Origin of the sequence: Streptomyces sp. NPDC058001 (assembly GCF_042886315.1) — a bacterium.
Taxonomy (GTDB): domain Bacteria; phylum Actinomycetota; class Actinomycetes; order Streptomycetales; family Streptomycetaceae; genus Streptomyces.
This window is the reverse complement of the sequence record NZ_JBHVQT010000018.1, coordinates 12,185-37,373: the sequence shown is the minus strand read 5'-3', so window position 1 is coordinate 37,373 and position 25,189 is coordinate 12,185. Positions and strand designations below refer to the sequence as shown.

The window sequence follows — 25,189 nt, the reverse complement described above, 5'->3', positions numbered from 1 at the left end:
AGAAGGGTGACGCCATGTCCCAGTCAGTGTCCGAGGAAGAGACGTCGAAACGGCTCACCGAGTTCATCCGCGAGCGGTTCCTCGACGGGGACCCGCAGGGCGAACTCGACGCCGGATCCCCCCTGTTGGAATGGGGGGTCCTCAACTCCCTGCGGGTGGCGCGCCTGATCGCGTTCATCCGCAGCGACCTCGGCGTCCCGGTGTCCGCGATGGAGATCAACCCGGACAACCTCCGCGACGTACGCAGCATCACCGCGATGGTGACCCGTCTGGCCCGCGCCGGTGCCTGACGCGGCCCCGACGGGCCTCCCGCCCGCCGAGCCGCCCCACTGAGCCGCCCAGCCCCACCGAGCCGAAAGGCGTGTCGAGACCATGGTCGCCAGTCCGGACGTGACCTTCCTTCCCGCACAGCCCATCGCCGTCGTCGGCGTGGGGTGCCGCCTCCCGGGCGGTGTACGCGACCTCGGCTCGCTCGGCAGGATGCTCAGGTCCGGCGGCACCGTCCTCGAAGAGGTGCCCGAGGACCGCTGGGGGCGCAACCTGCACGCCGCCGCCGCGGAGGGCGCCCCCGGCACCATCACCAACCATGTCGGCGCGTTCCTGGAGGACGTCGACCGGTTCGACGCTCCCTACTTCGGCATCGCGCCCCGCGAGGCCGCCGCCATCGACCCCCAGCAGCGTCTGCTGATGGAGGTCGCCTGCGAGGCGATGGTCGACTCCGGCCGAGCCCGCCCCGACTGGCGCGGCACCCGCACCGGCGTCTTCGTCGGTCTCCTCGCCAACGACTACCACCTCATGCACGCCAGGTCGCTCGGTCCGCAGGGCGCCGGCCCGCACTACATCACCGGCATGGAGTTCAGCTTCGCCGCGGGCCGGCTGGCGTACACCTTCGACCTGCGCGGCCCCGCAGTCGGCCTCAACTCGGCCTGCTCCTCCTCCCTGTACGCCGTCCACCAGGCATGCCAGAGCCTGCGCGTCGGCGACATCGACACCGCCATCGCCGGCGGCGTCAGCCTGCTGCTCAGCCCTGAGATCAGCGTGTTCATGAGCCGGATCGGGGCGATCTCCCCGTCCGGGCGCTGCCGCCCCTTCGACGCGGAGGCCGACGGCATCGTCCGCGGCGAGGGCTGCGGCGTCGTGGTCCTCAAGCGGCTGGCGGACGCGCTCGCCGACGGCGACCGCGTCCACGCGGTCATCCGCGGTTCCGCCGTCAACAACGACGGCAGCAGCGTCGGCCTGACCGCCCCGAACGCCTCCGCCCAGGCCGCCGTGGTGCGGTCGGCGCTGGCCGCGGCGGGCGTGGGCACCGACGGCGTCGACTACGTCGAGGCGCACGGCACCGGCACCCCCCTCGGAGACATGATCGAACTCGGCACCCTGTCCGAGGTGTACGGAGCGGGACGCAACGACGCGGTCCCGCTGGTGGTCGGCTCGCACAAGGCGGTCTTCGGGCACACCGACGCCGCGGCCGGAATCACCGGCCTCATCAAGTCGATCTGGGTTCTCGGAGCCCGACACGTTCCGGCCCAGCCGGGCATCGACGAGCTCACCCCGGCCGTCGACTGGGAGGCGGGCGGCATCACCGTCTCGCTCGGCGGCACGGAGCTGGCCGCCCCCGGTCAGGAGAGCGCCCCCTCGCGCCCGCTGCGTGCCGGTGTCAGCGCCTTCGGCCTCAGCGGCACCAACGTCCACCTCATCGCGGAGGCCCCGCCACACCAGGAGGCGCCGGCCGACGCGCCGACCGACGGCCCCACCGAGCGGCCCCACGTCCTGCTCGTCTCCGCGTCCCGGCCCGAAGGGCTGGTCGAACAGGTCGCCCTGATGCGGGAACGGCTCTCCCGCGACGACGTACCGCTCGCCGACCTCGTCGCGTCCGCGGCGACCCGGCGCACCCACGAGGACCACCGGTACGCCGCCGTCGGAACCGATCGCGAGGCGCTGGTCGAAGCCCTGGAAGCGGTCACCGGCCCCGCGGACCTCGAAGATCTGCCCGACGGCGCCTGCGCGGACCGACTGGATCCCGACGGCGAACCCGCCCCTGTCTTCGTCTACTCCGGACAGGGCAGCCAGTGGGCCGGCATGGCCGCCGACCTGTACGGCACCGACCCCGACATCACCGACACCCTCGACGAGTGCGACGCCCTGATCCGCACCGAAGCCTCCTGGTCGCTCCTCGACGAACTGCGGCGCACCGAGGACAGCGGACTCGACCGCACCGACCTCGCCCAGCCGGCCATCTTCGCCGTCCAGGTGGCGCTGACCCGCTGGCTCACCCGGCGCGGCATCACCCCGACAGCCGTCATCGGCCACAGCGTCGGCGAGATCGCCGCCGCCCACACCGCGGGCGTTCTCCAACTGCCCGACGCCGTACGGCTGATCGTCCGGCGCGGCCGGATCCTTCAGGACACCGCGGGAACCGGGCGCATGCTCGCGGTGCAGGGCGAGGCCGACGCCGTCGCGGACCTCTTGGACGACAGCGGGCTCCCGGCCGTCGTCGCCGCGGTGAACGGCCCCGGGTCCGTCGTCGTCGCCGGGCCCGACGACGCCGTCACCGAAGCGCAGCGGCTGCTCGAAGGACACGGTCTGCGCTGCCGCCGCACCCGCGTCGACTACCCGTTCCACAGCCCCCTCGTGGCCTCGTGCGGCCCCCGCCTGCGCGCCGAAATCACCGACCTCACCCCGGGGCGGCCGACGCTGCGCCTGCTCTCCAGCGTCGACCCCGACACCGACGCCGGCCCGCTCGACGCCGCCTACTGGGCCCGCAACATCACCGAACCCGTACGGCTGTGGCCCGCCGTCGACCGGCTGCTCGCCGAGGACGAGGCCCGCACGCTTGTCGAGATCGGCCCGCACCCGGTCCTCAACCGACCGCTCACGGACGCCGCCCGCCGGCGCGGTCTGCACCGTCCCGTGCTGGGCACCCTGCGCCGCGACGAGCCGGGCGCGGTGGCGCTCCACCGGACCCTGGCCCGCCTCCATGTCACCGGCACCGGCGTGGACTGGACGGCGGTCACCGGCAGGCCGCACCGCTTCCGGGACCTGCCGCTGCCGTCCTGGGGCGGCGACCGGTACTGGCTGCCAGGCGTGGAGCGGGGACACCACGAGCCGCCGAAGGGCCCCGACGCAGGCCCGACGGTCACGGAACAGGCCACCGCGGAACCGACCCACCGGACGCAGGTATCGGTCGCGACGACCGCACCGGTCGAAGCTCCCGCGTCTGCGACGCGCTCCTCCGCGCAGACGGTGCACCGGATCGACGCCGTCGTCCGTGACCTGCTCGGGCTCGGCCCCGACCAGCCGCTGCCCCGTCGGCGCGGCCTGTTCGAGCAGGGGCTCGACTCCCTGACCGCGGTCACCCTCGGCAAGCGGCTCGAAGAGACCTTCGCGGTACGGCTCTCGTCCACCGTCGTCTTCGAACACCCCTCCATCCAGGGGCTGGCCGCCCACCTCGCGGAGCTGACGGCGGCCGACCCCGCGCCGCACCGGCTGTCCAAGGAGACACCCGCACCGGCGGCAGCGGGCGCGGACGACGACGCCGTCGCCGTGATCGGCATGTCCTGCCGCTTGCCCGGAGCGTCCTCGCCCGAGGAGTTCTGGTCACTGCTGACCGAGGGCCGGGACGCCGTGGCGGCCCCGCCGCCCGGGCGGCGCGACGATCCGATCTGGGACGAGGCCGGACCCGAAGTTCCCACCGACGGCGGTTACTTGGCCGACGTCTCCGGATTCGACGCCGGGTTCTTCCACATCTCACCCCGCGAAGCGGCCTCGCTCGACCCGCAGCAGCGGCTCGCCCTTGAGGTGGCCTGGGAAGCACTGGAGGACTCCGGCTATCCCGCCACCACCCTGATGGACCGACAGGCAGGCGTGTACGTCGGTCTCAACACGGCCGACTACCACGAACTGCTCACCCGCGACATGGGCAACATCGACCTGTACTACGGCACCGGCAACACCTTCGCCGCCTCCGCCGGCCGGCTCTCCTACTTCCTCGGGCTGCACGGACCCAGCCTCGCCGTGGACACCGCCTGCTCCGCGTCTCTGACCGCCGTACACCTCGCCTGCCAGGGACTGCGCGCCGGGGACTGCGAGATCGCCCTCGTCGGCGGCGCCAACGTCATCGTTACCCCGACGGTGTCCGTGGCGATGTCCGCGGGCGGTGCCCTCGCCCCCGACGGCCGCTGCAAGACCTTCGACGAGGCCGCCGACGGCTACGGTCGTGGTGAGGGCGCCGTTGTGCTCATCCTCAAACCGCTCTCCGCGGCACGCCGCGACGGCGACCGGGTCTACGCCCTGCTGCGCGGCAGCGCCGTCAACCAGGACGGGGACAGCGGCGGCTTCACCGTACCCAGCGCGGCGGCGCAGTCCGCGCTGATCAGCCAGGCCCTGGACCGGGCCGGCTGGGAGCCCCACGAGGTCGACTACGTGGAGGCCCACGGCACCGGCACACCGCTGGGCGACCCCATCGAGATCCGCGCCATGGCCGACGCCCTCGGCCCGGGGCGGGACGCGGACAACCCGCTGCTGGTCGGCTCGGCCAAGGCGAACATCGGGCACCTGGAGGCCGCGGCCGGCATCACCGGACTGCTCAAGGTCGTCCTGTCCGTGCACCACGGTGAGCTGCCGCCGCACCTCGTCGACCGCCCCTCCAGCCGTATCGACTGGGACTCCCTGCCCGTCTCGCTCGTCACCAGCCGCTCCCCGTGGCCCGAACGCGACCGGCCGCGCCGCGCCGGAGTCTCCTCCTTCGGCTTCAGCGGCAGCAACGCCCACGTCCTGGTCGAACAGGCCGCACCCCGCGCCGAGGAGCCGCCCGCCACCGAACCCGCCGCTCCACGGCTCGCGTTGCTGCCGTGGGTGGTCTCCGGCCGCGGCCCGGCCGCGCTGCGTGGACAGGCCGCCCGGCTGGCCGAGTTCCTCGCCGGCCGCCCGGAACTCGATCCGGCGGACGTCACGTACTCGCTGGCCGCCACCCGCACCCCGCTGGAGCACCGCGCCGTCGTCCTCGGCGCGCCCGACGACAGGGACGCCGTCCGCGTCGCCCTCACCGCGCTCGCCGACGGCCGGCCGGTCGACTCGGTGATCAGCGCCAGCGCCTCGACGGAGGGCCTCACCGCCTTCCTGTTCAGCGGACAGGGCAGCCAACGGGCCGGTATGGGACGGAAGTTGTACGATCGCTTCCCGGTGTTCGCCGCCGCCCTCGGCGACGCGCTGGCGGAGCTGGACCGGGAGCGGGACGGCAGTCTGCGCGACGTCCTGTTCGCGGAGCCGGGCACCGACGCGGCCCGGCTGCTGGACCGGACGGAGTACACCCAGAGCGCGCTGTTCGCGGTGGAGAGCGCCCTGTTCCGGCTCGTCCGCAGCTGGGGTGTCGAGCCCGACTACCTGATGGGCCACTCGATCGGCGAACTCACCGCCGCCCACGCCGCCGGAGTCCTCTCGCTGCCCGACGCCGCCCGCCTGGTGACCGCGCGCGGCCGGCTGATGCAGGCCCTGCCCGAGGGCGGTGCGATGATCGCCGTCGCCGCCCCGGAGGCCGAGGTCGCCGAGGCCCTCGCCGCCTCCCGCCACCGCGACCGGCTCGACGTCGCCGCCGTCAACGGCCCCGCCTCCACCGTGCTGTCCGGCGACGAGGAAGCCGCCGCCGAAGTGGCCGCCGTACTCGCCGCACGCGGACACAAGACCAAACGCCTACGCGTCAGCCACGCCTTCCACTCTCCGCACATGGACGCGATGCTCGACGACTTCCGCACGGTCGCCGAGAGCATCACCTACCACGCACCGCACCTGCCCGTGATCTCCAACCTCACCGGCCACCCCGCCGAACCGGACGACCTGTGCTCCCCGGACTACTGGGTACGGCACGTGCGAGGCGCCGTTCGCTTCGCCGACGGCGTACGCGAACTGGCCCGCCTCGGTGTGACCGTGTTCCTGGAACTGGGCCCGGACGGTGTCCTGGCTGCCCTGAGCGAGGAGTCCCTTGACCAGCACCCGGACGCGGTCGCCGTCCCACTGCTGCGCAAGGACCGCTCCGAGGACGAGACCGTCATCACCGCTGTGGCCACCGCCTACGCCCACGGCGTCGACGTGAACTGGCAGACGCTGCTGCCCCGCGGCCGACGCGTCCCCCTGCCCACCTACGCCTTCCAGCGCCGCCGGCACTGGCTCGCCCGCCCGAAGACCCCGGCGGCCGTCCGCCCCCAGCCCGACCGGGCGGAGGCCCGCTTCTGGGCCGCGATCGACCAGGGCGACCGCATCGAACTCGCCCGCACCCTCGGCCTGTCCGACGACGGCCCGTCCCCGCTGGACGACCTGCTCCCGGCGCTGTCCGCCTGGCGCCGGGGCAACCGCGAGCGGTCCGTCCTGGACTCCTGGCGCTACCGCGTCGTGTGGCGGCCCGCCCCCGACACCGACCCGGCCCCCCTCACCGGCACCTGGCTCGTCCTCACCTCCCGGAACGACACCGACCACCCGTGGACCACGGCCACCGTGGAAGCCCTCACCGGCCGCGGCGCCGACGTCGTCCACCTCCCCGTCGACACGGCACGGGCCGACCGCACCGCACTCGCCGAAGCGCTCACGCAGGCAACCGGAAACCGGCCCCGGCAGGGCGGAGTCCTCTCCCTGCTCGCCCTCGACGAGACCCCGCACCCACAGCACCCCGACCTCACCACCGGCGTCATCGCCACCCTGACCCTCGCCCAGGCCATCGGCGACGCAGGCCACGACCTGCCCCTGTGGTGCGCCACCCGAGGCGCCGTCACGGTCGCCGACACCGATCCCGTACGACGTCCCGAACAGGCCCAGATCTGGGGCCTGGGCCGCGTCGTCGGCCTCGAACACCCGCAGCACTGGGGCGGCCTCGTCGACCTCCCCGACCAGCCCGACCCGCACGCCGTACGGCACCTGTGCACCGCCCTCGCCGCCCGTCACCCCGAGGACCAGCTCGCGATCCGCGCCACCGGCACCCTCGTACGACGCCTGGTCCGCGCCCCCCTCGCCGATGCTCCCGCACCGCGCCCGTGGAAGCCGCGCGGCACCGTCCTCGTCATCGGCGGCACCGGCGCCCTCGGCGGCCACCTCGCCCACCGGCTCGCCGACCATGGCGCCGAACACCTCGTCCTCACCGGGCGACGCGGCACGGCCGCCCCCGGCGCCGGCGAACTGCGCGCCGAACTCGAAGCCAAGGGCGTCCGCGTCACCATCGCCGCCTGCGACGCCACCGACCGGGCCGCCCTCGGGGACCTGGTCCACCGGCTGCGCGCGGACGGCCCGCCCGTCCGCGCTGTCCTGCACACCGCCGTGGTCGCCGACGTCGGGCCGCTCACCGAGACCACCGTCGACCGCTACGCGCAGGCCGTCCGCGCCAAGGTCGTCGGTGGACGCAACCTCGACGAACTCTTCGACACCGACGAACTCGACGCGTTCGTCCTGTTCTCCTCCATCGCCGGCGTCTGGGGCAGCGGCACCGAAGGCCCGTACGCCGCCGCCAACGCCTACCTCGACGCACTCGCCGAGCGCCGCCGAGCCGCCGGCCTGCCCGCCACCTCCGTCGCCTGGGGCATCTGGGACGCCTTCAACGACCGCGACGAGGACACCACCATGCGCGATCTGCTCACCCAGCGCTCGATCCGCCAGGGCCTGCCCCGACTCGACCCGGACCTCGCCTTCCAGGCGCTGCGCCAGGCACTCGACCACGACGAGACGACCGTCGTCGTCAGCGACGTCACCTGGGAACGCTTCGCGGCCCTGTTCACCATGGCCCGCCCGCGCCCCCTGCTCGACGAGATACCCGAGGCACGTCTCGCCACCGCCGACGACGGCCCCGAGACCGCGGTCGCCGACACGGATGCCGGCTCCGAGTTGGCCCGCCGCCTCACTGGCCTCCCGGAACCCGGCCAGGACCGCGTCCTCCTCGACCTGGTATGCGCACAGGCGGCCTCCGTACTCGGCCACGGCAGCTCCGAGGACCTCGACACCGAACGCCCCTTCCGAGACCTCGGCTTCGACTCGCTCACCGCCGTCGAACTGCGCCGCCGCCTCAACCACGTCACCGGCTTGCGCCTGCCGGCCTCCCTCGTCTTCGACCACCCCAGCCCGGCCGCCCTCGCCCGCCATCTGCGGACCGATCTCACGGCCGGACAGCCACACCGGGACGAGCGACCGCCGCTGCCCGCGGCAGTCACGCGCGACCACGACGACGACCCCATCGCCATCGTCGGCATGGCCTGCCGCCTGCCCGGCGCCATCCGCTCCCCGCAGGACCTGTGGCAGACCGTCGCCGACGGCCGCGACATCGTCGCCGGACTGCCCACCGATCGCGGCTGGGACCTCGAACGGCTTTACGACGCCGACATGGACGCCCCCGGCAAGAGCTACGTACGGCACGGCGCCTTCCTTGAGAACGCCGGCGACTTCGACGCCGACTTCTTCGGCATCGCACCGCGCGAAGCCCTCGCCATGGACCCCCAGCAGCGCCTGCTCCTGGAGACCTCCTGGGAGGCCATGGAACGTGCCGGAGTGATCCCGGCCTCGCTGCGCGGCACGCAGGTCGGCGTCTTCGTCGGCGCGGGCGCCGATGGATACGCCACCGCCGAGAACCGCGTTCCGGAAGAGGCCGAGGGCTTCGCCGTCACCGGCAGCGCCGGAAGCGTCATGTCCGGCCGTATCGCCTACACCTTCGGCCTCGAAGGTCCCGCGGTGACCGTCGACACGGCCTGCTCATCCTCCCTGGTGGCCCTCCACCTCGCCGGGCAGGCCCTGCGCAGCGGCGAGTGCTCCATGACCCTCGCCTGCGGCGTCTCCCTGCTCGCCAGCCCCAAGGGCCTCATCGAGTTCAGCCGCCTGCGTGCCCTGGCGCCCGACGGTCGCTCGAAGGCGTTTTCGGCGGCGGCCGACGGCACCGGCTGGGGTGAGGGTGTCGGCGTGCTGCTGCTGGAGCGGCTGTCGGACGCCCGGCGCAACGGGCACGAGGTCCTGGCCGTCGTCCGTGGCAGTGCCGTGAACCAGGACGGCGCGAGCAACGGCCTCACCGCGCCGAACGGTCCGTCCCAACAGCGCGTCATCCGCGCCGCGTTGGCCAACGCGGGCCTGTCCCTGAGCGACGTCGACGCCGTCGAGGCGCATGGCACGGGTACATCCCTGGGTGACCCGATCGAGGCCCAGGCGCTGCTCGCCACCTACGGCCAGGGGCGGCCCGAGGGAAGGCCGTTGCTGCTCGGCTCCATCAAGTCGAACGTCGCCCACCCCCAGGCCGCGGCGGGTGTCACCGGTGTCATCAAGATGGTGATGGCTCTGCGGAACGGCGTGCTGCCCAAGACGCTGCACGCGGACGAGCCGTCGCCGCACGTCGACTGGTCTGCGGGCGCCGTGGAACTGCTGACCGAGGCCCGTGAGTGGCCCGAGGTCGGGCGGCCCTGGCGGGCGGGTGTGTCGTCGTTCGGAATGAGCGGTACGAACGCGCACGTGATCGTGGAGCAGGCGCCCGAGCCCGAGCCGGTCGCCGAGTCCCCGGCTCGCCCCGATGTGCCGCTGGTGCCGTGGGTGGTGTCGGCGCGGACCGGCGAAGGGCTGGCAGGACAGGCGAACCGGCTGGCCGAACACGTGGGAAACGGACCCGAGTTGGACCCGGTCGACGTCGGCTTCTCGTTGGCGGCGTCGCGTTCGGTGTTGGAGAGGCGTGCGGTGGTGTTGGGCCGGAGCCGGGAAGGGCTCGTGGCTGGTCTGGAGTCGCTCGGGTCAGGTTCGCCCGCGGCGGGTGTGATCTCGGGGGTTGGGGATGTGCGCGGCCGGGTGGTGTTCGTCTTCCCCGGTCAGGGTTCGCAGTGGGCGGGCATGGCGGTGGAGCTGCTGGATTCCTCGCTGGTGTTCGGTGAGGTGTTTGCCGAGTGCGATCGGGTGTTGGGTGGTTTGACGGGTTGGTCGGCGGTGGACGTGGTGCGCGGGGCGGCGGGTGCGCCCTCGCTGGAGCGCATCGAGGTGCTGCAGCCGGTGTTGTTCGCGGTGCAGGTGTCGTTGGCGGTGTTGTGGCGGTCGATGGGGGTGGAACCGGCCGCCGTGGTCGGTCATTCACAGGGTGAGATCGCGGCGGCCCACGTGGCGGGTGGCTTGTCGCTGGAGGACGCGGCGCGGCTGGTGGTGTGGCGCAGCGCTCTGTTCGCTGAGGCGTTGGTGGGACACGGGGCGGTTGCCTCGGTCGCGTTGGGTGCCGATGAAGTCCAGGCGCGGTTGGCCGGTTGGGACGGCCGGCTGAGTCTGGCGGGACGCAATGGCCCGGCCGCGGTGACGGTGGCGGGGGAGGTGGCCGCGCTGGAGGAATTCGTGGCCGCCTGTCATGAGGACCAGGTGCGGGCACGCATCATCGGCTCGACGGTGGCCTCGCACTGCGCGCAGGTGGACCCCTTGCGCGAACGCATCCTGGAGTTGTTCGCGGACATCATCCCGCGCGCCTCGCGGGTGCCGATGTATTCGACGGTCACCGGGCAGGAGATCGACACCACCCGGCTGGACGCGGAGTACTGGTTCGAAAATGCGCGCCGGCCGGTCAACTACGAAGGCGCCGTACGGGCGTTGCTCGCGGACGGCTTCCGATTCTTCGTGGAGAACAGTGCGCATCCGGTGCTCACGGTCGGCACACAGGCGACGTGTGAGGACGCGGGCGTCGAGGTCGTGGCGGTCGGCTCGCTGCGCCGGGACGAGGGCGGCATGGACCGCTTCCTTACGTCGGTGGCGGAGGCGTTCACACGGGGCCTGGCGGTCGACTGGGCGGGTCTGCTGGCGGGCGGCCGACGGGTCGAACTGCCGACGTATGCCTTCCAGCGACGGCGCTTCTGGCTGGAGGACGCGTCGGCCGCCGGGGGCGATCCGGACGCGCTCGGGCTCGCGGCGGCCGAGCATCCGCTGCTGGGCGCCGCGGTGCGGCTGGCCGACGACGAGGGTGTGGTGCTGACCGGGCGGGTGTCGCTGCGTACGCATCCGTGGCTCGCGGATCACGCGGTGGCCGGCACGGTTCTGCTGCCGGGCACGGCGTTCGTCGAACTGGCGATTCGGGCCGGTGACGAGGTGGGCTGCGGACGTCTCGACGAACTCACCCTGGAATCAACCCTGGTGGTGCCCACGGAGGGTGCGGTCCCGCTTCAGGTGCGGGTCGGGGCCGAGGACGACTCCGGGCTGCGGCCGGTGAGCGTGCACTCCTGCACGGAGGACGGTCAGGACTGGATCCGCCATGCCCACGGTGTCCTCACCGGCGACGACACGACCGAGGCGTTCGACCTCGCGGCGTGGCCCCCGGCCGACGCCGAGCCCGTCCCGTTGGAGGGCTTCTACGACGGCCTGACCGACTCCGGTTACGGCTACGGGCCGGCGTTCCAGGGACTGCGCGCTGCCTGGCGGCGCGGCGAGGAACTCTTCGCCGAGGTGAGCCTCCCCGAGGACGAGGCGGACGGTGCGCCCGGCTTCGGCCTCCATCCGGCCCTGCTGGACGCGGCGTTGCACGTCGGGCTGGCGGACGCAGAACAGGGCGGCCGGGTGCGGTTGCCGTTCGTGTGGAGCGGGGTGTCGCTGTTCGCGCAGGGTGCGTCCAGTGTGCGCGTACGGCTGGTGCCCGCGGGCGAGGACTCGGTGTCCGTACAGCTTGCCGACGTCGAGGGGCGGCCGGTCGCCTCCGCCGACGCCCTCGTCACCCGCCTGGTGGCCCCCGGCCAGTTCAGGCACACGTCAGGCGGGGACCAGGACTCGCTCTTCAGGATCGACTGGACACCGGTACCGGCGGGCGACGAGGTGGCCCCGGACCAGTGGGTGGTGCTGGACGAGGGCGGCGCCGGACTCGACGCCGAGAGCCTCCCCGCATTCGTGGTCCTGCCCTGCGGACCGGGCACCGCCGAGGCCGTCTTTGAAGCGGGCGGCGAACTCACGCACGCGGCACGTGAAGCCACCGCCAAAATGCTGACCGTTCTTCAGAAGTGGCTGTCCGACGAGCGGTTCTCCGACTCACGCCTGGTCGTCGTGACACAGGGAGCACTCGGCACGGCCCCCAACGATGCCGTACCGGACCTGGCGCATGCCCCGGTGTGGGGTCTGGTGCGGTCGGCACAGACGGAGAATCCGGGCCGGTTCGTGCTCGTGGACCTCGAACCCGGTACTGATGTGGACGCCGCGCTGGCGGACGTGCTGCCCGGGGCGCTGGGCTCCGGTGAGCCGCAGATGGTGGTGCGTGTGGGGCAGGTGCTGGCGGCACGCCTGACGCGGTCGACGACCGGTGCCGCGCTGGTGCCGCCGGTCGGCACACCCTGGCGGCTGGACGTGACGACCCCGGGCACAGTGGAGAACCTGGCGCTGGTGCCCTGCACACCGGAGCCGTTGGGCCCGCTCGATGTGCGGATCGCCGTACGCGCAGCCGGGCTGAACTTCCGTGACGTCCTGATCGCCCTCGGCATGTACCCGGACCCCGGCGCGATGGGCGGCGAGGCGGCCGGCGTGGTGACGGAGGTCGGCTCCGAGGTCACCGGCCTGGGACCGGGGGACCGTGTGATGGGCATCGTCCCGCTGTCCTTCGGGCCGGACGCGGTCACCGACTCGCGGACGACGGTGCGCATCCCCGAGGGCTGGACCTTCGAGCAGGCCGCGTCGGTCCCGGTCGTCTTCGTCACCGCCTACTACGGGTTGGTCGACCTGGCCGGAGTCCGGGCGGGCGAGTCGGTGCTGGTGCACGCGGCGGCGGGCGGAGTCGGGATGGCCGCGGTACAGCTCGCCCGGCATCTGGGCGCGGAGGTCTTCGGTACGGCGAGTCCCGCGAAGTGGGACACGCTGCGGGCCGGCGGTCTGGACGCCGAACACATCGCCTCGTCCCGGTCGCTCGACTTCGAGGAGGCGTTCCGCACGGCCACGGACGGCCGGGGCGTGGACGTGGTGCTGGACAGCCTGGCCGGTGAGTTCGTCGACGCGTCGCTGCGCCTGCTGCCGCGTGGCGGACGGTTCATCGAGATGGGCAAGGCCGACATCCGGGACGCGGAGCAGGTGGCCGCCGAGCACGCCGGCATCGCCTACCGCTTCTACGAAATGATGGAAGCGGGCCCGGAACGCATCCAGGAGATCCTTCGCAAGGTCGTGGCCCTGTTCGAGCGGGGGGTGCTGACGCATCTGCCGGTGACGACGTGGGACGTGCGGCGGGCCGCGGACGCGTTCCGCTTCGTCAGCCAGGCGCGGCACGTGGGTAAGAACGTGCTGACGATGCCGCAGGTGTGGAACCCGGACGGCACCGTGCTGATCACGGGTGGCACGGGCACGCTGGGCGCGTTGGTGGCCCGGCACGTGGTGGCCGAACACGGCGTACGACACCTGCTGTTGACCAGTCGGAGGGGCGTGGAGGCCCCCGGAGCACAGAAGTTGCTGGCCGAACTGGAGGCGGCCGGTGCGGATGTGGCCGTCGTGGCGTGCGATGTGGCCGACCGGGATGCGGTGGCCGAACTGGTCGCAAAGGTGCCGTCCGACCACCCGCTGACCGCGGTCGTCCACACCGCGGGCGTCCTGGCGGACGGCACGATCCCCGCACTGAACCTGGAGCGCATCGACACGGTGATGCGGCCGAAGGTCGATGCCGTGGTCAACCTGCACGAGGCGACCAGCGACCTGGACCTCGCCGGATTCATCCTGTTCTCCTCGGCCTCCGGCGCTCTCGGCAGTCCGGGCCAGGGCAACTACGCGGCAGCCAACGCCTTCCTGGACGCCTTCGCCCACCACCGCAGGGCCCAGGGCCTGCCCGCCCTCTCGCTCGCCTGGGGCCTGTGGGCCGAAGCCAGCGGTATGACCGGCGAGTTCAAGGGCGACGACGTCGCACGGATCTCCCGCTCCGGGCTCGCACCGATCACCAACGCACAGGGTATGACGCTGCTCGACGCCTCCCTCACCGTGGACGAGGCACTTCTCGTTCCCGTCCGGCTCGACCCCGCCGGACTGCGCGGACAGGCCGGCGCGGGCGCCGTGCCCTCCCTGCTGCGGGGCCTCGTCCGGGCAGCCGGCCGCCGCGTCGCCAACAGCAACACCGCCCGCTCCTCCGGCACGGAGGCATCGGCCCTGCTGCAACGCCTCGTTCAGCTCTCGTACGAGGACCGGACCCGCGCTCTGCTGGACCTCGTACGCACCCACGCGGCGACCACGCTGGGTCACGCACGGCCCGACGCCGTGGAAGCCGAACGGGGCTTCCTCGACCTGGGCTTCGACTCCCTGACCGCCGTGGAGCTGCGCAACCGGCTCAACACGGCGGCCGGTCTACGCCTCCCCGCGACCCTCATCTTCGACTATCCGACCCCCTCCGCCCTCGCCCACCACCTGCACACGGAACTCGTGCCCGACGAGGCGGAGGGAGCGAGTGACATCGCTCGCTCCGACGCGGACAGCACGACGCGCGACAAAGGCCCAGGCGCGGCGGAGTTGACCCGCGCGGTCGACGACATGGACATCGCCGACCTGATCCGCCTGGCGCACGGCGAACTCGACACCACCGAACAGCAACAGGCCGATGCACCCCAACAGCTCGAAGCACCCGGGCACGACGACGGGCCGGGACAATCCGAAGGGCAGAGCTCGTGACTGACGCGTCGACCGACAAGGTTGTTGGAGCGCTCCGGGCGTCGTTGAAGGAGACCGAGCGCCTCCGGCTGCAGAACCAGAAGCTGGAGGCCGCGGCCCGGGAGCCCATCGCCATCGTCGGCATGGCCTGTCGCTACGCGGGCGGTGTCCGTTCCCCGGAGGACCTGTGGCGACTCGTCGACGAGGGACGGGACGCGGTCTCCGGCGTCCCCGAGGACCGCGGCTGGGACATCGACACCCTCTACGACCCCGACCCGGACGCAGCCGGCAAGACCTACGTCCGCGAGGGCGGATTCCTGCGCGACGCCGGGGACTTCGACGCGGACTTCTTCGCCGTCCCCCCACGCGAGGCACTCGCCATGGATCCCCAGCAGCGGCTCCTGCTGGAGACCTCCTGGGAAGCGATCGAGCGGGCCGGCATCACCCCGAGGTCACTACGCGGCAAACGCGTCGGCGTCTACTACGGCACCGGCTGGTCGGACTACGTGACCCGACTGCACAAGCCCCCCGAGGAAGTCGAGGGGTACTTCGTCACCGGCAGCACCCACAGCGTCATCGCCGGCCGCATCTCGTACGTCTTCGGGCTGGAGGGCCCGGCCGTCACCGTGGACACGGCGTGCTCGTCGTCCCTTGTCTCCCTCCACCTGGCCGGCCAGGCGCTGCGCGCGGACGAATGCTCGCTCGCCCTCGCGGGCGGCGTGACCGTGATGGCCAGCCCCAAGGTGTTCACCGAGTTCAGCCGCCTGCGCGGACTTGCCAAGGACGGCCGCTGCAAAGCCTTTTCGGCATCCGCCGACGGCTTCGGCCCGGCCGAAGGCGTCGGCGTCCTCCTCCTTGAGCGGCTGTCGGACGCGCGTCGCAACGGTCACGAGGTGCTGGCGGTACTGCGAGGCAGCGCCGTCAATCAGGACGGCGCCAGCAGTGGACTCACCGCCCCGAACGGCCCTTCCCAACAGCGTGTGATCCGGGCCGCGTTGGCCAACGCAAGGCTGAACCCGACAGACGTCGACGTCGTGGAGGCCCATGGCACCGGAACACCCCTCGGGGATCCGATCGAGGCGCAGGCGTTGCTGGCCACCTATGGTCAAGGGCGGCCTGAGGGGCGTCCGTTGTGGCTCGGCTCGGTCAAGTCGAACATTGCGCACACGCAGGCGGCGGCGGGTGTCGCGGGTGTGATCAAGATGGTGCAGGCGATGCGGCACGGGGTGCTGCCGAAGACGTTGCATGTCGATGAGCCGTCGCCGCATGTGGACTGGTCAGCGGGTGGGGTGGAGTTGCTGGCTGACGCACAGGGGTGGCCGGAGGTGGACCGTCCGTGGCGGGCGGGTGTCTCGTCGTTCGGGATCAGCGGCACCAACGCGCACGTGATCCTGGAGCAGGCGCCTGAGCCCGAGGTGGTCGCCGAGTCCAGTGTCCGTGTTGATGTCCCGGTGGTGCCGTGGGTGGTGTCTGCTCGGAGTGCTGAGGGGCTGGTTGCTCAGGCGGAGCGGTTGGCTGAATTCGTCGGGCGCCGACCGGAGTTGGATCCGGTTGACGTGGGGTTCTCGTTGGCGACTTCGCGGGCGGTGTTGGAGCACCGGGCGGTGGTGCTGGGCCGGGACCGGGATGGGTTGCTCGACGGGTTGCGGGCGTTGCAGGTGCGGGGTGTGGCGGGCGAGGGCGTTCGGTTGGCGTTCGGGTTCTCGGGGCAGGGGGCGCAGCGGGTCGGGATGGGTGCCCAACTGGCTGCCGTGTACCCGGTGTTCGCGGAGGCGTTGGATGAGGTTGCGGGTGCGCTCGGGCTGGACCCTGTCGTGTTCGCGGATGCGGATCGGTTGGGGCAGACGGAGTCGACGCAGGCTGCGCTGTTCGCGTTCGAGGTGGCGGTGGTGCGGCTGTTGGAGAGTTTTGGTGTGCGGCCGGATGTGTTGATCGGGCATTCGATCGGGGAGTTGGCTGCTGCTTATGTGGCGGGGGTGTTCTCGTTGGAGGATGCGGTCCGGTTGGTGAGTGCGCGGGGTCGGTTGATGCAGGCGTTGCCGGCTGGTGGCGTCATGGTAGCGGTGCAGGCGGGCGAGGCTGAAGTCGCTGCGGTGGTGGGCGATGTGGCCGATCGGGTTTCTTTGGCGGCGGTCAATGGTCCGTCGTCGGTGGTGGTGTCCGGTGAGGCGGAGGCCGTTGAGCAGGTGGTCGTGGCGCTGGGGGAGGTCAAGTCGCGGCGGTTGCGGGTGAGTCATGCGTTCCATTCGCCTTTGATGGAGCCGATGCTGGAGGACTTCCGGCGGGTGGCGGAACAGGTCACTTTCCATGAGCCGCAGCTGCCGGTGGTCTCGAACGTCTCCGGCCGTCTCGCCGAGCGGGGTGAGCTGACCACGCCCGAGTACTGGGTGCGTCACGTCCGCGAGGCGGTCCGTTTCGGCGACGGTGTCACCGCGTTGGCTGCTGAGGGTGTCGGCGTACTGGTGGAGGTCGGACCGGACAGCGTCCTGACCGCCCTCGCCCAGGAGACCCTCGACGGCCAGGACGGCCTGTACGCGGTCCCGCTGCTGCGCAAGGGTCGCCCTGAACCGGAATCCCTCCTCACCGGCCTCGCGCAGGCATTCGCACATGGCGCCGGGGTGGACTGGCGGGCCCTGCTCCCCGGTGGCCGTCGCGTGGAGTTGCCCACGTATGCCTTCCAGCACCGGCGCTACTGGCTGGAGGAGCACAGCTCCTGGGTGGGCGATGCCGACGCGCTCGGTCTGGCGTCCACCGAGCATCCGTTGCTGGGTGCGGCGGTGCGGCTGGCCGACGGGCAGGGTGTGGTGCTGACGGGGCGAGTGTCCGTACGTACGCATCCGTGGTTGGCGGATCACGCGGTGGCCGGGACTGTGCTTCTTCCCGGCACCGGGTTCGTGGAGCTGGCGATCCGGGCCGGGGACGAGGCGGGCTGCGGTCGGTTGGAGGAACTCACCCTCGAAGCACCGCTTGTGATACCCGACGGCGCGGGTGTGTCGGTGCAGGTCCGGGTCGGGCCCGAAGAGGACCCCGGACAGCGGCAGTTGACGGTGCACTCGCTCGCGGCCGAGGGCGAGGAGTGGGTGCGGCACGCCAGTGGCGTCCTCAGCGCCGAGACGGCGGGGGAGACGTTCGACCTGACGGCCTGGCCCCCGGTGAACGCCCAACCCGTCGACCTCGACGGCTTCTACGACGCACTCGCCTCCTCGGGCTACATGTACGGCCCCGCCTTCCAGGGCCTGCGGGCTGCCTGGCGGCGCGGCGACGAGATCTTCGCCGAGGTGAGCTTGCCCGAGGAGCAGGCCGAGGGCGCGTCCACCTTCGGTATCCATCCGGCCCTGCTGGACGCCGCCCTGCACGCGACGGTGGCGACCGACGGCGAGGACGGCGGTCAGGTTCGGCTGCCGTTCGCCTGGACCGGGGTCTCGTTGTTCGCCGCGGGAGCGACCACCGTTCGCGTACGGCTGGCGTACATCGGTGCCGACACCGCCGCTCTGCAACTGGCGGACCTGGAGGGCCGTCCGGTCGCGTCCGTCGACGCCCTGGTCTCCCGCCCGGTGTCGAAGGAGCAGTTGAGGCAGTCGGGTGCCGGCGAGCAGGACGCGCTGTACGCCGTGGACTGGGTGCCCGCCGAGACCTCGGCCGAGATGATCACGCCCGAGTTCGACGTGCTGGTGTGCGCGCCGGCAACGGAGGTCGCGGACGAAGACGTCGCGGAGGTGGTGCGGGAGGCCACGGCCGACGTACTGCTTGCCCTCCAGGGGGCGTTGGCCCATGAGTCGCCGGAGCCCTCGCGACTGGTCGTGGTCACCAGGGGCGCGGTGAGCACCGGGGCGGACGACGACGTACGCGATCCGGCACACGCCCCGGTGTGGGGGCTGGTGCGGTCCGCACAGGCGGAGCACCCCGGCCGGTTCGTCCTGGTGGACGTCGACGTCGACGAGGGCGAAGGCGACGGATGGGACGCACTCCTGCCCGCCGCGCTGGCGGTCGGCGAACCCCAGGTCGCGGTGCGCGGTGGCGCCCTGCTCGTACCGCGGCTGGTCCGTACGTCATCCGTCGTCGCCGATGCCGGCCCGGAGGACCGGGGCTGGGACTCCGAAGGCACGATTCTGATCACCGGCGGGACGGGCTCGCTGGGTCGGGTGCTCGTGCGGCACCTGGTCGCCGAGCGTGGGATGCGGCATCTGGTGCTGGCCGGGCGGCAGGGTTCGGCGGCGCCGGGCATCGCCGAACTGGTGGCGGAACTGGCGGAGTTGGGCGCGTCGGTGTCGGCCGTGGCCTGCGACGTGACCGACCGGGCTTCCCTGGATGCGGTGTTGGCCGGGATTCCGGCGGAGCATCCGCTGACGGCTGTCGTCCACATGGCGGGTGTCCTGGACGACGGGACGATCACGGCGTTGACCCCGGAACGGCTGGTCGCCGTACTGCGGCCGAAGGTGAACGCGGCCGTCAACCTGCACCGTGCGACACGGGAGTTGGACCTCCAGGGCTTCGTCCTCTTCTCGTCCGTGGCGGGCGTCTTCGGCGGGCCGGGGCAGGGCAACTACGCCGCCGCCAACGCGTTCCTCGACGTGCTCGCCCAGCACCGGCGGGCGGCCGGTCTGCCCGCCGTGTCCCTGGCCTGGGGCCTGTGGGAGCAGGACGGCGGGATGACCGGGCGCTTGGCGGAGGGCAGCCGGGCGCGCATCGCGCGGTCCGGCCTCGCACCCCTCTCCTCGGAACAGGGCATGGCGCTGTTCGACGCGGCGCTCGGCCGGAACAGGGCACTGCTGGCACCGGTCCGGCTGGACCTGGCCGCGCTGCGGGCGCAGGCGGCCTCGGGCACCCTGCCGACCCTGCTGCGCGGCCTGATCCGCGTACCCACACGGCGCACCGCCACCACCGCGGAGGCCGGCGGGCAGACCGCCGCTCTGCTCCAGCGACTGGCCGGCCTCACCGAACCCGAGCAGGAACGCGCACTCCTGGACCTCGTGCGCACTCACGCCGCCGGAGCGCTCGGCCACCCGAAGCCGGAAGCGGTCGGACCGCAGCGCGGGTTCCTCGACATGGGCTTCGACTCCCTGATGGCGGTGGAACTCCGCAACCGACTCAACACCGCCGTCGGCCTTCGCCTGCCCTCGACCCTGATCTTCGACCACCCGACCCCGCTCGCCCTCGCCCGCGATCTGCGCTCCCAACTGATCGGATCCAGCCGCGAGGCGGAGGCAACGCTCGCCTCCATGACAAAGGCGACGGCCGCCACGGCGGACGAACCACTGGCGATCATCGGCATGGCCTGCCGCCTGCCTGGGGGCATCGACTCGCCCGAGGCGCTGTGGCGGCTGGTCGACGAGGGCCGCGATGTCGTCGCGGGCTTCCCGCCGGACCGCGGCTGGAAGATCGGGGAGCTGTACGACCCCGATCCCGACGTGCCCGGCAAGAGTTACGCGCGGGAGGGCGCGTTCGTCTACGACGTCGCCGACTTCGACGCCGAACTGTTCGGCATCTCGCCCCGCGAGGCGCTGGCCATGGACCCGCAGCAGCGGCTGCTGCTGGAGGCGTCCTGGGAGGCATTCGAGCGAGCCGGCCTCGATGTGGGCGGGCTGCGCGGCAGCCAGGTCGGCGTGTTCGCCGGCGCGATGCCCCCGGACTACGTCTCGCGGCTCAACAAGGTGCCCGAAGGCGTCGAGGGCTACACCATGACCGGCAGCACCTCCAGCGTCATCTCCGGCCGGGTCTCGTACGCGTTCGGCCTTGAGGGACCTGCGGTGACGGTGGACACGGCGTGCTCGTCGTCGCTGGTCGCGATGCACCTGGCCGGCCAGGCGCTGCGCGGCGGCGAATGCTCACTCGCCCTCGCGGGCGGCGTCACGGTCATGTCCACTCCGCAGGAGTTCATCGAACTGAGCCGCCAGCGTGGACTGGCCCGCGACGGACGCTGCAAGTCCTTCTCCTCCTCCGCCGACGGCGTGGGCTGGGGCGAAGGCGTCGCCGTCCTCGTCCTGGAGCGGCTGTCGGACGCCCGGCGGAACGGGCATGAAGTGTTGGCGGTCATCCGGGGCAGTGCGGTGAATCAAGACGGGGCGAGCAGCGGGCTGACGGCTCCGAACGGGCCGTCCCAGCAGCGGGTGATCCGGGCCGCGTTGGCGAACGCTCGCCTGTCCACGTCGGACGTCGATGTCGTCGAGGCTCATGGGACGGGTACGTCTCTCGGGGATCCGATCGAGGCGCAGGCGTTGCTGGCCACCTATGGCCAAGGGCGGCCTGAGGGGCGTCCGTTGTGGCTCGGCTCGGTCAAGTCGAACATTGCGCACACTCAGGCGGCGGCGGGTGTCGCGGGTGTGATCAAGATGGTGCAGGCGATGCGGCACGGGGTGCTGCCGAAGACGTTGCATGTCGATGAGCCGTCGCCGCATGTGGACTGGTCGGCGGGCGGGGTGGAACTGCTGACCAAGGCGGGGGAGTGGCCGGAGGCCGATCGGCCATGGCGGGCGGGTGTCTCGTCGTTCGGGATCAGCGGCACCAACGCGCACGTGATCGTGGAGCAGGTATCCGAGTCCTCCGTCGAGGCGGTCCCTGAGCGGGTTCCGGTTCCGGTGGTGCCGTGGGTGGTGTCGGCTCGGACGGCTGAGGGGCTGATCGGGCAGGCGGAACGACTGGGCGAATTCATACAGATCCGACCGGAGTTGGATCCGGTTGACGTGGGGTTCTCGCTGGCAACTTCGCGGGCGGTGTTGGAGCACCGGGCGGTGGTGCTGGGCCGGGACCGGGATGGGTTGCTCGACGGGTTGCGGGCGTTGCAGGTGCGGGGTGTGGCGGGTGAGGGCGTTCGGTTGGCGTTCGGGTTCTCGGGGCAGGGGGCGCAGCGGGTTGGGATGGGTGCCCAACTGGCGTCTGTTTACCCGGTGTTCGCGGGGGCGTTGGATGAGGTTGCGGGTGCGCTCGGGCTGGACCCTGTCGTGTTCACGGATGCGGATCGGTTGGGGCAGACGGAGTCGACGCAGGCTGCGCTGTTCGCGTTTGAGGTGGCGGTGGTGCGGCTGTTGGAGAGTTTTGGTGTGCGGCCGGATGTGTTGATCGGGCATTCGATCGGGGAGTTGGCTGCTGCTTATGTGGCGGGGGTGTTTTCGCTTGAGGATGCGGTCCGGTTGGTGAGTGCGCGGGGTCGGTTGATGCAGGCGTTGTCGGCTGGTGGCGTCATGGTCGCGGTGCAGGCGGGCGAGGCGGAAGTCGCCTCGGCGGTAGCGGAGTTGGCGGGTCGTGTTTCTTTGGCGGCTGTCAATGGTCCGTCGTCGGTGGTGGTGTCCGGTGAGGCGGAGGCCGTTGAGCAGGTGGTCGTGGCGCTTGGGGAGGTGAAGTCGCGGCGGTTGCGGGTGAGCCACGCTTTCCACTCGCCTTTGATGGAGCCGATGCTGGAGGACTTCCGGCGGGTGGCGGAACAGGTCACCTTCCATGAGCCGCAGCTGCCGGTGGTCTCGAATGTGTCCGGCCGTCTCGCCGAGCCGGGTGAACTGACCACGCCCGAGTACTGGGTCCAGCACGTGCGGGCCGCGGTTCGTTTCGGTGATGGCGTCACCGCGCTGGCTGCTGAGGGTGTCGGTGTGCTGGTCGAGGTCGGACCGGACAGCGTCCTCACTGCGCTGGCGCAGGAGTCCCTCGACGGCCAGGACAGCCTCCGTGCGGTCCCGCTACTGCGCAAGGACCGTCCCGAACCGGATTCCCTGCTCACAGGGCTCGCGCAGGCGTTTGTGTACGGCGTTCCGGTGGACTGGTCGGCTCTACTCCCCGGTGGCCGACGCGTGGAGTTGCCCACGTACGCCTTCCAACGCCGCCGTTACTGGCTGGAGGACGCGGACATCGCCGGTGGTGACCCGGCAGCACTGGGGCTGACCGGTGTGGACCATCCGCTCCTCGGTGCGGCCGTTCCCCTCGCCGGGGACCAGGGTTCGCTCCTGACCGGGCACCTGTCGGTACGTACGCATCCGTGGTTGGCGGATCACGCGGTGGCCGGGACCGTGCTGCTGCCGGGCACGGGGTTCGTGGAGTTGGCGATCCGCGCCGGGGACGAGGTGGGCTGCGGACGTCTGGAGGAACTCACCCTCGAAGCACCGCTTGTGATACCCGACGACGCGGGTGTGTCGGTGCAGGTCCGGGTCGGGCCCGAAGAGGCTTCAGGGCGGCGGGAGGTGACGGTGCACTCGCTTGCCGCCGAGGGCGAGGAGTGGGTGCGGCACGCCAGCGGCGTCCTCATCGCCGAGACGACTGAGGAGACGTTCGAGCTGAGAGCCTGGCCCCCGGCCGGCGCCGAACCCGTCGAGATGGACGGCTTCTACGAGCGTATGAGTGCATCCGGCTATGGATACGGCCCCGTGTTCCAGGGGCTGCAGGGGGCCTGGCGGCGCGGCGACGAGGTCTTCGCCGAAGTGGCCCTGCCCGAGCAGCAGGACGTGACCGGGTTCGGCGTTCACCCCGCCCTGCTCGACGCCGCCCTGCATGCCGTGCTGGCCACCGACCACGGTCGCGCGGACGTGCGGCTGCCGTTCTCCTGGAGCGGCGTGTCGCTGTTCGCGGCGGGCGCGTCGCACGTGCGCGTGCGGCTGGCCCCCGCGGGCCCCGACGCGCTGTCCGTGCAGGTCGCGGACGCCAAGGGGCAGCCGGTGGTGTCCGTGGACGCCCTGGTCTCCCGGGCGGTTCAGACGGATCAGCTTCAGCGCGCACGGGACAAGGACCAAGGCGCGCTGTTCGCGTTGGACTGGACGCCCGCTCCCGTCGTCGACGCCCCGCCCGCCCGGTGGACGCTGCTCGGCGCCGATGGACCTCAAGTGGGGGAGGAGCGCGCCGAGTTCGTCGTACTGCCATGGACGCCGTCGGAGGACGACGACCTGACTGCGGCGGTTCGTGAGGTCACTGGGCAGGTGTTGGACGCGATACACCAGTGGCTCTCGGACGAGGACGAAGCCTCGGCCGCGTCCCGGCTGGTCGTCATCACACACGGGGCGGTGAGCGCCGGCGCCGACGACCCCGTGCCCGACCTCGCGCACGCGGCCGTATGGGGGCTGGTGCGCTCGGCGCAGTCGGAACACCCGGGCCGGTTCGTGCTGGTCGACATCGACGAACGGGACGACTGGCACGGCGTGTTGAACTCGACGCTCCGCCAGGACGAGCCGCAGATGCTTGTGCGCGGCGGGACTGTACTGACCCCCCGTCTGGTCGGCATCGCACCCGAACCAGGCCGGACCACCCCTTCGGATGAGTGGGGTTGGGATCCCGACGGAACCGTGGTGATCACCGGCGGAACGGGGGCCCTCGGCCGGCTGCTCGCCCGGCGTCTGGTGCGGGACCGCGGCATGCGACACCTGGTGCTCGCCAGCAGGAGCGGTCCCGGGGCCCAAGGTGCGGAAGGGCTGCGCGAGGAACTGGAGAGCGAAGGGGCGACTGTCTCGATCGTCGCCTGCGATGTGACCGACCCGGACGCCGTCGCCGAACTGATCGCGAAGGTCCCGGAGGAACATCCGCTGACGGCCGTCGTGCACACGGCGGGTGTCTTGGACGACGGAGTGATCGAGACGCTCACGCGTGACAGGCTCGACGCCGTACTGCGGGCGAAGACCGACGCCACGGTGCACCTGCACCGAGCCATACGTGATCTCCCGCTCGTCGACCTCGTCCTGTTCTCGTCCGTCGCCGGCATCCTGGGTGCCCCAGGACAGGCCAACTACGCGGCCGCGAACACCTTCCTCGACGCGCTCGCCCAGCACCGCAGGGCGCAGGGTCTGCCCGCGGTGTCCCTGGCCTGGGGGCTGTGGGCGCAGGACGGCGGCATGGCGGGAGAACTGGCCGACGAGAACCTGGAGCGCGTCGCCCGCACCGGCCTGGATCCCCTCACCCCCGAGCAAGGTCTCGACCTCTTCGAAACAGCCGTCCGTACGAGTCGTGCCACGGGTCGGGCGCTCGCCATCCCGCTGCGCGTGAACACCGGCGTGCTGCGGTCGCGCGTGGACTCTGCGTCGCTTCCGGCCCTGCTGCGGGGCCTGGTGCGCGGCCCGGCAAGGCGCACGGCGGTCTCCACCGGCGCCAACGGAGCGGGACCGTCCCTCGCGCATCGGCTCGAAGGCATGCCGGAGAGTGAGCAGGACCGTGTCGTACTGGAGCTCGTACGCGAACACGTGGCCTCGGTGCTGGGGCACTCCACGGCGATCGGCATCAACCCGGACCAGGCGTTCCAGGACCTCGGCTTCGACTCGCTGACCGCGGTGGAACTGCGCAACCGGCTCGGCGCGGCCACAGGTCTGCGCCTGCCCGCGACCGCGGTGTTCGATCACCCGTCACCGTTCGCGCTGAGCCGGTACGTGCGGGCGCGGGTCGCACCCGCATCCGTCGATCCCACGACCCGACTCCTCACCGACCTCGACCGGTTCGAGACCGACCTGCTCGGGACGACCCCGGACGACGACGACTCCGTACGGATCACCAACCGCCTGCGGGCGGTGCTCTCGAAGTGGACCGAGCAGCGCCGGCAGGCGAACGCGACCGACCAGGACCAGGCGGACCGGAGCGCGGTGGGCGACCACCTCGCGACGGCGACCGCCGAAGAGATCTTCGACTTCATCGACCGCGGGCTCGGCCGCAAGAAGGGCGACAGCTAGAG

3 protein-coding genes are annotated in these 25,189 nt (G+C 72.0%); all 3 read left to right on the top strand.

What is annotated here, in order from left to right:
• The first annotated feature begins 14 nt into the window (after positions 1 to 14).
• The 3 genes from ACFVT5_RS37005 to ACFVT5_RS36995 all read left to right on the top strand — a co-directional run bounded on the left by ACFVT5_RS37005 (position 15) and on the right by ACFVT5_RS36995 (position 25,187).
• On the top strand, positions 15 to 290 hold the full coding sequence (locus tag ACFVT5_RS37005; RefSeq protein WP_389897474.1) for a phosphopantetheine-binding protein: 276 nt from the start codon (positions 15 to 17) through the stop codon (positions 288 to 290).
• A gap of 82 nt (positions 291 to 372) precedes the next feature.
• Positions 373 to 14,583, top strand: a complete 14,211-nt coding sequence (locus ACFVT5_RS37000) for a type I polyketide synthase (protein WP_389897472.1) — start codon at positions 373 to 375, stop codon at positions 14,581 to 14,583.
• Positions 14,580 to 25,187, top strand: coding sequence for an SDR family NAD(P)-dependent oxidoreductase (locus ACFVT5_RS36995; RefSeq protein WP_389897469.1), 10,608 nt, complete (start codon positions 14,580 to 14,582; stop codon positions 25,185 to 25,187). The genes ACFVT5_RS37000 and ACFVT5_RS36995 overlap by 4 nt, the downstream gene beginning before the upstream one ends.
• Positions 25,188 to 25,189 lie beyond the last annotated feature (2 nt).

Bases quoted from the DNA above. Each gene is read 5' to 3' on its own strand.
- ACFVT5_RS37005 (WP_389897474.1), top strand. From the start codon at position 15: ATGTCCCAGTCAGTGTCCGAGGAAGAGACGTCGAAACGGCTCACCGAG.
- ACFVT5_RS37000 (WP_389897472.1), top strand. From the start codon at position 373: ATGGTCGCCAGTCCGGACGTGACCTTCCTTCCCGCACAGCCCATCGCC.